Source organism: Meiothermus sp. (genome assembly GCF_026004075.1).
Classification (GTDB): Bacteria; Deinococcota; Deinococci; order Deinococcales; family Thermaceae; genus Meiothermus.
The window spans coordinates 1,185,251-1,198,772 of record NZ_BPIK01000001.1 but is presented as its reverse complement, the minus strand read 5'-3'; the positions used below and the strand labels follow the sequence as shown (position 1 = coordinate 1,198,772).

Here is a 13,522-nt window from a genome sequence, read left to right as displayed (position 1 = left end):
AGGGCGCATAAGATGACTGATCTGCTTATTCAAGAAGCCTGGGGCGACCACGAAGCCCTGCTGATCAAGCCGCCCAAAAGCCGGGGCCGGGTGCCGCCGCCGGTACCGGCCCAGGCCCTGGTGGCAGGCGGGTTCCGCCTCGAGTACGGCGGCGTGCTGCCCGAGCTGCGCATGCGCTACGAGACCTACGGCCAGCTTAACTTTGAGCGCAGCAACGCGGTGCTGGTCTTCCACGCCTGGACAGGCTCGGCACATCTGGCCGGAACCTATACCCAGGAAACCCTGCGCAGCCTGCCCAAACTGGATCAGGCCTTCGGGCCCGATGGCTGGTGGGACGAGCTGGCCGGGCCGGGCCGGATGCTGGATACCGATAAATATTTCGTTATCTGCGCCAATCACATCGGCAGTTGCTACGGCTCAACCGGCCCGCTCTCACAGAACCCCGAGACCGGTCGCCCGTATGGCCCGGAGTTTCCCAAGCTCACCGTGCGCGACCTGGCTCGAGCCCAGGCCAAGCTGCTGGACTTTCTGGGTATCGAACAGGTGACCCTGCTGGGCGGCAGCCTGGGGGGCATGGTGGCGCTGGAGTTTGCCCTGCTGTACCCCGAACGGGTGAACAAGATGGTGGTGCTGGCCGCGCCGCCGGTGCACAGCCCCTGGGCCCGGGCCTTCAACCGACTCTCGCGCGAGGCGGTGCTGGCCGACCCCGGCTACCGAGGCGGCTATTACACCGAACAGCCCTTGGGGCTTCAGCTCGGCCGGGCCATTGCCATGCTCTCTTTTCGCTCCCCCGATTCCTTCCGGCTGCGCTGGCAGCAGCACCCGGAGCGAGGGGAGAGCTATGTGCTGTACCAGGGCGAAAAATTCGCCAAACGCTTCGATGCCAACGCCTACCTAACCCTCTCAGAGGCTATGGATACCCACGATGTGGGCCGCGGACGTGGGAGCCTCGAGGCAGCCCTGCGCCAGCTAAAGCATATCCCCAGCCTGTTCGTCGGCATCAATACCGATGTGCTCTATACCGCCCAGGAAGTCCGTGAGATGGCCGCTCTGAGCGGCGGCATCTACCGCGAAATTCACAGCCCGCACGGTCACGATGCCTTTCTAATCGAAACCGACCAGGTGGAGCGCATTCTGGGTGATTTTCTCTAGCACCGCGTTTTCCGGCATCACACCAGCTCATTTGCGAGTGTTCGAACCTGCCTTAGCCGGGGTAAAACCTCGCGCTGGAGATTGGCGGGCCACTCAATACGCATTTCGGCAGTATCGTTCACTTTTGAAAACAATACTGCCGAAATGCTTTTCTACTCCCTTCGGTCGGCTTGAATCCCTTGAATCCTTCGCCTTTGGCTACGCATAGCGGTGAAGGATTCAGATTCAAGCGGAAACGGTATCAACCCCTACGCGTATTCTTCCACCGGCGGACAGGAACAAACGATGTGGCGATCGCCATAGACATTATCGACCCGGTTAACTGGGCTCCAGTACTTATCCATGGCCGACTGGCCGGCAGGGAAGCAGCCCTGAGCGCGGGTGTACTTGCGGTTCCAGTGCTCGTCAGCAATGTCCAGCACGGTGTGGGGGGCATGGCGCAGGGGGCTTTCCTCGGCGGTGAGTTCGCCGCGCTCGATCTGGGCGATTTCCTGGCGGATGGCAATCATAGCGTCAATAAAGCGGTCAAGCTCGTACTTCGACTCCGACTCGGTCGGCTCCACCATGAGGGTTCCGGGCACCGGGAAGCTCATGGTGGGGGCGTGGAAACCGTAGTCAATCAGGCGTTTGGCGATGTCCTCTGCGGTGATGTCGCAGCGGGTTTTGAAGGCCCGGGGGTCGAGGATGCACTCGTGGGCCACCCGGCCTTTTTCGTTTTTATAAAGCACCGGAAAGTAGGGCTCGAGCCGGCTGGCAATGTAGTTGGCGTTCAGGATGGCCACCTCGGTAGCCCGCTTGAGCCCCTCGCTGCCCATCATCCAGATGTAGGCGAACGATATGGGCAGAATCGAGGCGGAGCCGTAGCGGGCCGCCGCCACCGGCCCCACCGGGGCCGTCCCACCGTCGAGCACGGGATGCCCCGGCAAGAAAGGGGCCAGGTGAGCCTTGACCGCGATGGGGCCCATCCCCGGCCCACCGCCGCCATGGGGGATGGCAAAGGTCTTGTGCAGGTTGAGGTGCGAGACATCGGCCCCGTAGTGGCCGGGTTTGGCCAGCCCCACCTGGGCGTTGAGGTTGGCTCCGTCCAGGTAGACCTGTCCCCCATAGCGGTGCACAATTTCGCACAGCTCGCGTATCTTCTCCTCAAATACCCCGTGGGTGGAGGGATAGGTGACCATCACCGCCGCCAGTCTGTCGGCGTGCTGCTTGGCTTTGGCCTCGAGGTCGTTCAGATCCACGTAGCCCTGCGCGTCGCAGGCCACCACCACCACTTCCATCCCGGCCATATGGGCCGAGGCCGGGTTGGTGCCGTGGGCCGAGGAAGGAATCAAGCAGACGTTGCGGTGCCCCTCACCCCTCGAGCGGTGGTAGGCCCGGATAGCCAGCAGCCCGGCATACTCGCCCTGGGCCCCGGAGTTGGGCTGGAGCGAGACCGCGTCGTAGCCGGTGATTTCACACAGCCAGCGGCTCAGGGTCTCGAAGAGCTCATGGTAGCCCTGGGCCTGCTCGGCGGGTGCAAAGGGGTGCAAATTGGCGAACTCGGGCCAGCTAATGGGCATCATCTCGGCCGCGGCGTTGAGCTTCATGGTGCAGGAGCCCAGGGGAATCATGGCGCGGTCGAGCGCCAGGTCGCGGTCGGCCAGGCGGCGCATGTAGCGCATCAGCTCGGTTTCGGAGTGGTAGCGGTTGAAGACCGGATGGGTCAGGTAGGGGCTGGTGCGCTGCAAAGCAGCCGGTAGGTGGTTTTCGGGGACAAAGTCCTGGTACTTGAAGTCGCCCCCAAAAGCCTGCCAGACCGCCTCGATGACCTCGGGGGTGGTGGTCTCGTCGAGGGCGATGCCAATGTGGGCCTCGTCCACTTTGCGCAGGTTGATGCGGCGGCGGCGGGCCTCGGCCAAAATTTCCTCTACCCGGCCCTCGGCCCGGATGGTCAGGGTATCGAAGAAGTGGGCATTGACCCGCTCAAAACCCAGGCGCTTCAGGCCCGCGGCCAGCACCGCGGTTTTGTCGTGCACGCTCTGGGCAATCTCGCGCAGGCCTTCGGGCCCGTGGTAGACCGCGTACATCGAGGCGATCACCGCCAGCAGCACCTGCGCCGTGCAGATGTTGGAGGTGGCCTTTTCGCGGCGGATGTGCTGCTCGCGGGTCTGGAGGGTCAGGCGGTAGGCCCGGTTGCCCCTCGAGTCGATCGAAACCCCCACCAGCCGCCCCGGCAGGGCCCGCTTGAGGGCGTCCCTGACCGCCATATAACCGGCGTGGGGCCCGCCGTAGCCCATGGGCACCCCAAAGCGCTGGGCCGAGCCCACCGCGATATCGGCCCCCAGCTCGCCGGGCGGGGTGAGCAGGGTCAGGGCCAGCAAGTCAGCGGCCACCACTGCCAGCCCGCCAGCCGCCTTAACCCGCTCGATGGGGCCGCGCAGGTCGCGGATCTGGCCCAGGGTGTCGGGGTACTGGAAGATCGCCCCGAACAGCCCCTCCGGGTTCAGGTCGGTCTCGGGGTCGCCCACCACCAGCTGCCAGCCCAGGGGTTCGGCCCGGGTCTGCAAAACCGCCAGCGTCTGGGGGTGCACGTTCCTGTCCACAAAAAAGGCCGTGCGCGGGGCTTTGCAACTGCGCTGGGCCACCGCCATGGCCTCGGCCGCCGCCGTGGCCTCGTCCAGGAGGGAGGCGTTGGCGATGTCCAGACCGGTGAGGTCGGCCACCATGGTCTGGAAGTTGAGCAAGGCCTCGAGGCGGCCCTGGCTAATCTCGGGCTGGTAGGGGGTGTAGGCGGTATACCAGGCCGGGTTTTCCAGCAGGTTGCGCTGGATCACCGGGGGCAGAATGGTGCCGTAGTAGCCCTGCCCGATGAGCGAGGTAAACACCTGGTTCTTGCTGGCGATGACCCGCATGCGCGCCAGCATCTCGGTCTCGCTCAGGCCGGGGCCAATGTCGAGCGGCTCGGCCTCGCGGATGGAGGCCGGCACGGTCTGTTGGATGAGTTCCTCCAGCGAGGAAACCCCCACGGCTTGCAGCATCTGCTCGATGTCCGCAGGGGTGGGGCCAATGTGGCGGCGCGAGAAATCGGTGGAACGGGGTTTGCGTTCAGGGGTCATGCGGTCTCCTCCACTGACCCCATCTGTCCTTTTGCCTGAGAGTGTTATCCCGTCGGCGGGCGGTTCTCGCCTCTCTCCAGATTGTGCCGCTGTGGTCCTTTTGCCTGAGAGTTTCCGGGGTGGTTGCTCCTTCGGCGTGGGACGGGCCCATCTCTCCCATCAGCAGCGCGCTACTTGTACCAGAGCCATGATAGCCCAAACCAGCACAGCTCAAAAAGTGACACTTGTACAGTTTTAGCTAGGGGGTTACTGGCTTTCTGCCACGGCCTGATACTCCGCCGCCGACAAGAGCCCGTTCAGGTCTGCCGGGTTTATCTTCATTTTGAACAGCCAGCCCTCGCCGTAGGGCGACTGGTTGATAAGCTCGGGTTTGTCGGAAAGGGCGCTGTTGACCTCGAGAATCTCTCCGGCTACCGGGGCGTAGATGTCGGAGGCGGTCTTGACCGACTCCACCACCGCCACCGCCGACCCGGCCTCTACGGCCTTACCCACCTGCGGCAAGTCCACAAACACCACATCCCCCAGGGCATCCTGGGCGAAATCGGTGATGCCCACCACGGCCACGTCGCCCTCGAGGCGAACCCATTCGTGCGTCTTGGTGTATTTGAGCTCTGTAGGATAGTTCATCGTCTCACCTCGGCTGTCAGTTTATTGCCTAAAAGGCCCACCATCTAGCGCTTCACGAAAGGCGTCTCGACCACAGCGGCCGGCACGGCCCTGCCACGAATCTCAACCTCCAGCGATGTGCCCACCTCGGCCCATTCGGACTGCACATAGGCCAGTCCGATACCCTTTTTGAGCACTGGGGAGTGAGTTCCCGAGGTGAGGATGCCGACCTCCTTGCCCCCTCCCAGCACCCGGTAGCCCTCGCGGGGAATCCCTCCCTCGACCAGCAGCCCCACCAGCCGGCGGTCGCAAACGGCTTCCAGCATGGCTTGTTTACCAAAAAACTCTTTCTGGCTCTTGACCACCCAGCCAAAGGGTGTGCACAGAGGGTTGGTGGTATCGGTAAGTTCGTGGCCGTATAGGGGAAAGCCGGCCTCGAGGCGCAGGGTGTCGCGCGCACCCAGGCCGCAGGGCGTCACATCGGCAGCCAGGAGGGCTTCCCAGACCGCTGTGGCTTCGTCGGGGGCCACGAACACCTCGTAGCCGTCCTCACCGGTATAGCCGGTTCGAGCGAAACGGGCCCACTTGCCCGCCAGCTTCCCCATAAAGGTGTCGTTCTTTTTGCGCGAGACCAGGTCGGTATCGGTTAGTTTTTGTAATATCGCCACAGCATTGGGGCCTTGAACAGCGATAAGGGCGAAAGCGTCTGAGGCGTCCTCGAGCCTCACCTCGAAGCCTTCCGCCAGGCGCTGAAGATGCCCCCAGTCCTTCTCGATATTGGCGGCGTTCACCACCATCAGGTACTCTTCCTCGCCGGTGCGATAAATATAAATATCGTCCACCACGCCCCCCTGTGCATTGGGCAGCATGGAGTACTGGGCCCGGCCCACCTTAAGCTTGGCCGCATCGTTCAGGGTGACGTACTGCAAAAAATCCAGCGCCCCCGGCCCCTTTATCCAGAACTCACCCATGTGGCTCACATCGAACATACCCGCCAGCCCGCGCACCGCCAGGTGTTCGGAGGTGATGGAGGTGTACTGAATGGGCATCTCGTAACCAGCAAAAGGCACCATCTTAGCCCCCAGGGCCAGATGGGCTTGGTAAAGCGGGGTGGTTTTCATGCCCTTACAGCATACTCAAAACTTGCAAAATAAAACCCGTCATTTCAGCAAGTGATGGATCTATTTTGAGTGACTTCCCGCCCTTCGCACGATTTTTTGTCCTGAGGTCAGCGACTTTACTGGAATCGCGCAGGCGATTTTGATATCACGGGAAACTTGGCTTTTGGTGATGGTTTCAGCAGGCTTTCTCCAGTAGCACCCGTGCCCCCTCGACCAGGGCCGCCTGCTCATCGTGGGTGTGCTTGAGACCCTCGGTCAAAGCGCTGAAGTAGCTCTCCTGCATGAGGGCAATCTCGATGGCCATAATCTTTTCAAAGGCGGTCATGGCCGCCAGAATCTCGGGCCCCCGCAGGGCATTGCGAAGGTGCTCGAGGGTCAGTTCCTGCACAATGCCCACCGCTGGAATGTAGTGGCTGGGGCGTACCCCTACCCGGGCGTGTACCAGTCCGATACGAATCCGGCGCTCAGCGTAAATGGCGTCATACTGACCGGAAAAAAGCTCGCGGTACCAGGCCGCAAACGACCGATATAGCCGCTCTACCCGGCCCGGCACGCTCCAGAGAATTTCGTGCATCTCGGGGTCGCGGCCCAGGTAGTCGTAGAATGCCAGGGCCACCTCGGGCGCCAGCGGGCCGGCGATGGGCTCGAGGCTCCGCAAGGTTTGTATGTGCAGCTCGGTCAGGCCCGTGCGTCGCACCAGGGTTTGCAGCAGCGCTCCGGCATTCATCCCAGGGATTCTATCGCAGGCCTCTGGAAGGCTCATGATCTACAAGGTTAGTTGGTCTTTCCTAAAATGGCCCGTGCTCCCACTACCAGGGCTTTTTCTTGGTCGGCGGCCATACCCAGGCGATAGCCATACTCCATGGCCTGCATATAGCTGTCCTGCATAAGGCCCGCCTCAATGGCCATGATTTTCTCGAAGGCTTCCACCGCGCTAAAGACTTCGGGGGTACGCAGGGTGTTGCGCAGGTGCTCGAGCGAGAGTTCTTGCACGATGCCAAAAGCCGGCATGATAAAGCTGGGTTTAACCCCCACCGCCGCGTGCACCAGGCCAATGCGGGCGCGCTTTTCCGCATATTCTGCGTCGTATCGCCCACAAAAAAGGCCCCGGTACCAGTCGGCAAAACTTTGATACAGGCGCTCGACCCTTCCCGGAACCTCCCACAAAATGGCCCGCATCTCCTCGTCCCGGCCCAGGTAATCATAAAACGCCAGCGCAATTTCCGAGGCCATGGGGGCCATCAGGGGCTCGAGCCTGCGCAGTGTTTGGACGTGCTGATCGAGCAGGCCGGTACGGCTAATCAGTTTGCTCAGCAACGCCCCCGCTTCCATCAGGGACAATTGTACCTTGACACAATAATACTGAACAGGCCCACGCCACAAAGCAGAAAGGACATCTAGGGCGCGTTTTGCTAGGCACGCCCGAAAACACCACGCTGCATAACTACCAGATTCGGGCAATGCGCCAACCAGGGCTGATAAAACAACCCAACCAGAGTTACCCGCGTGGCAAAGCTAGGATCCGAAAAGATAGCTTTCTGGAGTTTGCTTGAAGACTATCTTTTTGAATCGGCTTGAAAGCACCGCTACTCCGTGCTGACTTCCTGCGCTACCTGCTGGTTGACGGGCAACACCATGCGGAAGTGGGCAGCGGGGTCGGCCAGCAGCCGGAGCAACCGCTCGACTTTATCTTCCCGCTCCGCCGCGCGCAAAGCGTCGAGGTAGGCGCTCATCAGTTCGCGCACATCGGCAATGCCCCGCTCGTCCAGCTTCTGGATGACCACCTTGGCCCCTTTGGCCAGCCGGCGTTGCATGGCTTCTTCAGTCAGGCCCATCTCGGGCCAGTAGCGCAGGTAGACCCGCCCGCCGGTCATGCCCGAGCAGATCCAGGGGCCGGGGTCACCCAGCACCACCGCCCGACCGCGGGTCATGTACTCGAAAGCGAAACCCTTGGCCTGGGCCCGGGCCGCGATATTGCCCAGCTCGTCCTGCACCGGACGGTCGGGCTCCCCTGCCAGCACCACATCGGCCCCGGAAAGGCGGATACAGAAGCGGCTGTCGGCCTGCCCTTCCACAATCAGCAGGCCGCCGATGGCCCCATAGGCAAAGGATTTGCCCACCGAGCCATCTACGTACTGACCAAAGGGGTTGCGGCCCTTCAGGATGGCTACCTTGCCGCCGTAGGCGTTCTTGGCGATGCCGTCCTGGGCGCCCCCTTCCACCACAATCTCGAGCCCCTCCACATTGAACGCGGCCACCCCGTTGCCGGCCACACTCCCGGCATCGAAGCGAATCTCCACCTTGGCATCCCAGCCTTTGCCGTACAGACGGCGGCGGGCGATTTCACCGGCCAGATGGGTGCCCAGGGCCCGGTCGGTGGAGCCTACCGGCCCTTCCTGGAACAACAGCTCACGCCCACCCTCGGCATAGGCCTGGGTGATGACCTCGGTGATGGAGCGGGTGAGCTGGTTCAGGGGCTTGCGCAGCACATGGGCCGAACGTTCGCCCAGCCACTCCGGGGCCGAGACCGGCTCAAAGAAGTAGCCGAGGTCGAGTTCATCGGTATGGCCTTCTTGCAGCAGCAGGTCGCTGCGACCGACCAGCTCGCGCAGGCTGCCGACGCCCAGGGCCGCCACCAGCCGCCGCAGCTCCTGACCCTTGGCCCCAAAAAAGGTGGTGAGCTGCTCCACGGCCCGCTCGAGTTCCTGGGGCACAAAGCGCTTGAGCCCGTGGGCCTGGGCCTGCTCCACGGTCTCGATCTGGGTGGCGATGCCCACGTGGCAGGTGTCCATCTGGCACTGGCGGCAGATGGTACAGCCAATCGCCACCATGGCCATGGTCGCCATGCCCACCCGATCGGCGCCCAGTAGCACCATGCGGAGGGTATCGTAGGCGGTTTTGAGGCCGCCATCGGCCCAGATTTCGACCCGGTCGCGCATACCCGCCCGCACCAGCGCCCGGTGGGCCCGGCGCACCCCAATCTCCACCGGCAGACCAGCGTACTTGAGGGCGTGCCAGCGGGCCGCCCCCGTACCCCCCTCGAAGCCCGACAAGGCGATTACGTCGGCTCCGGCCTTGGCGATACCCACCGCAATGGTACCGATACCGGGGATCACCGGCACCTTGACCGAGACCTTGGCCTTGGGGTTCACGGTTTTGAGCTCTTCGATGAGCTGGGCCAGGTCTTCGATGGAGTAGAGGTCGTGGTTGTTGGAGGGTGAGATGAGGTCTACACCCGGCACCGCGTTGCGCGCCGCGGCCACCTTTGCGGTAACTTTTTTGCCGGGCAGGTGGCCCCCCTCACCGGGTTTAGCCCCCTGGCCGATTTTAATCTCGATGAAGCCCGCCGAGTTGAGCATGTAGGCGTGCGCCCCGAAGCGGCCCGAGGCCACCTGCTGGCCGCGCCAGTGGGTGTACTTGCCCAGCATATCGGGGATTTCGCCGCCCTCGCCGTTGATGCAGACCATGTTGAGCTTTTTGGCGGCCTCGATGTAGGCCCGGAAGCTGGCCTCGCCCTGGGAGCCGAAGCTCATGGCGGTGATCACAAACGGCAGCGAGTGCCCGCCCACGCTCAGGTCCACTTCCTCGGGGTTGATCCCGGGCTTGTCCAGGAACCTGACCCCCAGAAGCTGCCGGGCTGCAACCGGCGACTCGTGCTCGAGCCCCCGTACCTTTTCCTGGAAGTGCTCGTAGGGCGACTGGCCCGAGGAAACATCCATGGCCGCCTTGAAAATGCGGGAGTTGAAGCGGAAGTCTTTGGCCGGGGGTACCTTCTCGGCGTTGAGCAGGTTGAGCCGCTCCAGAAGGGTGCGCTCGAGCTCCAGCAGGCCATAACCTGCCCGCTCGGAACCCAAAAAGTTGCGGATGCCAAAGTACTCGGCCAGCTCGGGCTTGAGGCCAATGGCGCTGAAGATGCGCCCATAACCCCGCACCTCGTGGATGCCCATGGTGGAAATGACCTTTTCCAGGCCCTTCTTGAGGCCCTCGAGCAGGTTCTGTAAGCCCAGCGTACCCTTGGAAGCCTGGGCTTTTTGCTGCATCAGCCAGGGGGCCACCGCATCGGCCCCCAGACCCAAACAGACTGCTATATCGTGCAGGTTGCGCACCCCGCCGGAGTGCACCAGGAGCGAGGTGCGCCGGCGTAGCGAAATGCCCTCTTCGTCGCGGGCCTCCTCCAGGGCCCGGCCCACCGCCGCCAGGGCCAGGTACACATCCAGCCAGACCCCGCCCTCAAAAGCCCCGCGATCCGAGAGCACCAGCAGCTCCGCCCCACCCCGGACAGCCTCGACCGCCGCCTCCTGCAGGCGCTTGAGGCCTGCGACAATTCCTTCCTCTACCGAAAACTGCAACGGCAAGACGGCGTGTTGGAAGCGGCGCAGGGCCTCCTCGTAGGTGAGGGTGCCCTGACCCTGGGCAATGGCCCCCACCGAGGAGGTGGTTTCCTCGAGCAGCAGGGGCACCACCAGCTCTTCCACGTGGCCCGCCCCGCGCCCGTCGGGCAGGGGGCGCCGGCCCAGGATGCTGCGGGTGGAGAAGTGCTCAATCTCGCGTTCGCGGTCGATGGCGGGGTTGGTCACCACCGCCACAGTTTCCTTGAAGAACTCCGAGAGGTTGGGTTTTTCGGGGTTCAAAGCCGCGATGGGGCCGTCGTAGCCCAGCGAGCCGATGGGCTCGTTGCCGTTTTCGGCCAGGGCCTCGAGGTAGCCCGCATCCCAGCGATCCCAGCCGTAGGCCCGCTCGAGGTTTAGCGAAGGCGGAGCGGGCTTGTCTTCGACCTGAGCCTCGCTACCCCCCGCCAGCGGCGGAACCGAGGCATAGCGGGGCCCGGCCAGGTGGGCGGCGTAGCCCTCGAGGCTGTGGGTTTTGGTCAGAATGCGCTCGAGCACCTGCCGCTGGTGACGATCGAAGGGGAAAAGGCGGGCCCCGTCGGGGGTGAGGCGCAGGTACATCTTCTCGCCGGGGGCAAACGGGCGCGGCTCCGAAACAAACTCCTCCACGGTAAACACGCCCCGCTCCGAGCTAAAAACGTACTCCGAATCGGTCTCGACAAACCACAAGGGGCGCAGGCCCATGGCATCGGTGCCGAACACCGCCTCTTCGCGGTGGCGTGTCACCAGGGCGGCGGGGCCCTGGGCCAGCGGGCCAAAACGCTGGCGCAGGTTCATGTACAGGTCTTGCAGGGCTGGGGAGTAGTTCTTAATCTCACCCAGGATGGGCGGGAAGGCCACATCCATGGCCTCCGGCAAGGAGAGACCAAAGCGGTAAAGCAGGCCCTCTAAAATGCGGTTCAGATCCTGCGAGTCGGAGCCGCCGGTAAGCGGGATGCCCAGAAAGCGCCCCTCGCGCCGCAGCCGCTCGATGGTGTTGATCTCACCGTTGTGGCCCAGGAGGCCAAAGGGCTGCACCGCCTCGAAGGTGGACATGGTGTTGGTGGAGTAGCGGTTGTGGCCCAGGGTGATGGTGGACTTGTACTCGGCCCGCGAAAGCTCGGGGAAATAGCGCTTGAGAATCTCGGCAGAGCCACGCACCTTGTAGACCACGGTGGCGGTGGAGAGCGAAACCACGTGCACCGGGAAGCGCTGCTCGAGCAAGAGGCCCAGCTCCCACAAGGGGCCGTCGCCGTCGGTGGATAGGCCCGCCACCTGGTAAAAAAGCGGCTCGGTGCGCCTGCCGACCGGCCCCAGCACACGGCTGTTGGTCTCCCCTTTGCGCTCTAAGAGGAGCTTGATGCCCCGTTTGGAGCCCTCTACCCGGAACAGGTCAAACAGTTCCTGGATGCGGGCGCCTTCGCTTTTGGGTACGAAGAAGTGCCCCACAAAAAAACGGGGGTTTTGCGCCAGGTTGCTATCCAGCCCCGCTTCGTAGAGGTAGCCAGCCCAGAGTTCCCGCGGTAGGTCGGTCTGAATGCCCGTACCATCGCCTTCCCCCCGAATCAAACCGGCCCGGTGCGCCATTCTATAGAGGCTTTCGATGGTACGCTGCACGTTGGCGTGGCTTGGGCGCGCACTTTTCTCGGCGATTGCAATGATGCCACAAGCGTCACGGCCGTTTGGTATACCAGGATATGCCTCACTAAATTTCATCTATCAGACCTCCGGGTTTGAGCATGATGTAAGGGGGGGGATCTTCGCATAAGTTTGCGAAGATTTGAAGCAGTATACGAATCACCCCAGCCCTCGTCAATACAAGGGTTTGGTGTAAGAACCCCGCAATTTGCAGTTTGGAGCCCAGTGTGTGCAGGGTTTATCTGGGAGCAGTTGGTCAGCTCGTGCAAGCCCATGAGATCCCCTATGCATACGTATTTTCTTGACATCGCTTCGCCTCTGCTCTTAGAATGCTGGTAAGTGCGTTACGTCTACCGGCCCATACAACCCATCAGGGTAAAAGTGGGGCCAGTTATGGAGTAAATCCGGCAGTTTTCGTACATTTGTTAATGTTACGTGGTTCTTATCAGCGGACGGTGTACTAGGAGGTTTTGTGGAAACGCTGCGTGTATCCGGCAAGTCACGTCCCAACTCTGTTGCAGGCGCTATAGCTGCACTGCTGCGCTCCCAAAACGAGGTTGAGGTGCAGGCCATCGGCCCTGAAGCCGTCAATCAAGCTGTTAAGGCCATTGCCATTGCCAGGGGGTACATTGCTCCAGATAACCTTGATTTGGTTGTGAAGCCAGCCTTTGTAAAGTTAGAACTCGAGAGCGAGGAACGTACCGCCCTGCGCTTCACGGTGCGCAGTCAGCCTTTGCAGCCGTAGTCAGGCGGCTTTGGCTCGAATGTAGAAATTTCGTAAGCTAGTGACCCAAAGCTCAGATTACTTATAGTGGTTCTGCTACCTTTGTATGTGTAGGAGGAGTTAATGACGATAACGTTCTTGTTGATGATCATAGTTTTTGTAGCCACGCTCTTTATCCAGTTCTGGCTCCAGAGCACCTATGCCCGTTATAGTCGGGTCGCCAATAGTCGAGGTGTTACAGGCGAGCAGGTAGCCCGGGCAATTCTAGACGCCTACGGTCTGCACAACGTGCGGGTTGAGATGGTACCAGGGGCTCTGACCGACCACTACGACCCCATCGCTAAAGCTGTGCGACTTTCGGAGCCCAATTTCCACTCCCCCTCGGCTGCCGCCCTCGCGGTAGCGGCGCACGAGGTAGGACACGCCCTGCAGGACGCTAAGGGCTACGCCTGGTTGCGGGTACGTCATAGCATCCTGCCGGTAGCCAGCATCGGCAGCATGTGGGGGCCCTGGATTTTCATCGCCGGGATGTTCATGGGCGCGACCGGGCTGATGAACATCGGCATCTGGCTCTTTGCTGCTGCCGCGCTATTCCAGCTTGTAACGCTTCCAGTGGAGTTTGACGCCTCTAACCGGGCCCTGAGCATCCTCAAAAAGATGAACTTCCTTGACAGCAGCGAGATGAAGGGCGCTCGTGCCGTTCTAACCGCTGCTGCCATGACCTACGTGGCTGCTTTGGCCAACTCCCTGGCCACCATCCTGCACTACATAGCCATCATGAACTCAAATCGTGAGTAAGTGCATAAAGAAAAAAGCCCC

General features: G+C 62.2%; 9 protein-coding genes and 1 riboswitch. Of the genes, 3 read left to right on the top strand and 6 right to left on the bottom strand.

The features are described 5' to 3' along the window. The first annotated feature begins 12 nt into the window (after positions 1-12). On the top strand, positions 13-1,152 hold the full coding sequence (gene metX / locus Q0X18_RS05760) for a homoserine O-acetyltransferase (RefSeq protein ID WP_297559640.1): 1,140 nt from the start codon (positions 13-15) through the stop codon (positions 1,150-1,152). 248 nt (positions 1,153-1,400) lie between these two features. Here the strand turns inward: metX and gcvP are convergent, their stop codons facing one another. From gcvP to Q0X18_RS05730, 6 genes are all read right to left on the bottom strand, one after another. Then, on the bottom strand, positions 1,401-4,247 hold the full coding sequence (gene gcvP, locus Q0X18_RS05755) for an aminomethyl-transferring glycine dehydrogenase (RefSeq protein WP_297559638.1): 2,847 nt from the start codon (positions 4,245-4,247) through the stop codon (positions 1,401-1,403). An 83-nt stretch (positions 4,248-4,330) separates the two neighbouring features. After that, positions 4,331-4,416, bottom strand: a riboswitch (glycine riboswitch). Positions 4,417-4,493: 77 nt separating this feature from the next. Further along, a complete protein-coding gene (gene gcvH, locus Q0X18_RS05750) occupies positions 4,494-4,874 on the bottom strand; it encodes a glycine cleavage system protein GcvH (protein WP_297559636.1) in 381 nt (126 codons plus the stop codon). Between the two features lie 44 nt (positions 4,875-4,918). After that, positions 4,919-5,974, bottom strand: coding sequence for a glycine cleavage system aminomethyltransferase GcvT (gene gcvT / locus Q0X18_RS05745; protein WP_297559634.1), 1,056 nt, complete (start codon positions 5,972-5,974; stop codon positions 4,919-4,921). Positions 5,975-6,149: 175 nt separating this feature from the next. Then, positions 6,150-6,701 carry a protoglobin domain-containing protein gene (locus tag Q0X18_RS05740; protein ID WP_297563018.1) on the bottom strand — a complete coding sequence of 184 codons (552 nt, stop codon included), beginning with the start codon at positions 6,699-6,701 and terminating at the stop codon, positions 6,150-6,152. A 47-nt stretch (positions 6,702-6,748) separates the two neighbouring features. Continuing rightward, complete coding sequence (locus tag Q0X18_RS05735; protein WP_297559632.1) at positions 6,749-7,306, bottom strand: protoglobin domain-containing protein; 558 nt, start codon at positions 7,304-7,306, stop codon at positions 6,749-6,751. A gap of 254 nt (positions 7,307-7,560) precedes the next feature. Beyond that, on the bottom strand, positions 7,561-12,057 hold the full coding sequence (locus Q0X18_RS05730) for a glutamate synthase-related protein (RefSeq protein ID WP_297559630.1): 4,497 nt from the start codon (positions 12,055-12,057) through the stop codon (positions 7,561-7,563). A 394-nt stretch (positions 12,058-12,451) separates the two neighbouring features. Here Q0X18_RS05730 and Q0X18_RS05725 point away from each other — a divergent pair, with 394 nt between their 5' ends. Together Q0X18_RS05725 and Q0X18_RS05720 are read left to right on the top strand one after the other, a co-directional pair. Continuing rightward, a complete protein-coding gene (locus Q0X18_RS05725; RefSeq protein WP_297559628.1) occupies positions 12,452-12,724 on the top strand; it encodes a stage V sporulation protein S in 273 nt (90 codons plus the stop codon). A 102-nt stretch (positions 12,725-12,826) separates the two neighbouring features. Continuing rightward, positions 12,827-13,501 (top strand): zinc metallopeptidase, encoded by a 675-nt coding sequence (locus Q0X18_RS05720; protein ID WP_297559626.1) that lies wholly within the window; start codon positions 12,827-12,829, stop codon positions 13,499-13,501. Positions 13,502-13,522 lie beyond the last annotated feature (21 nt).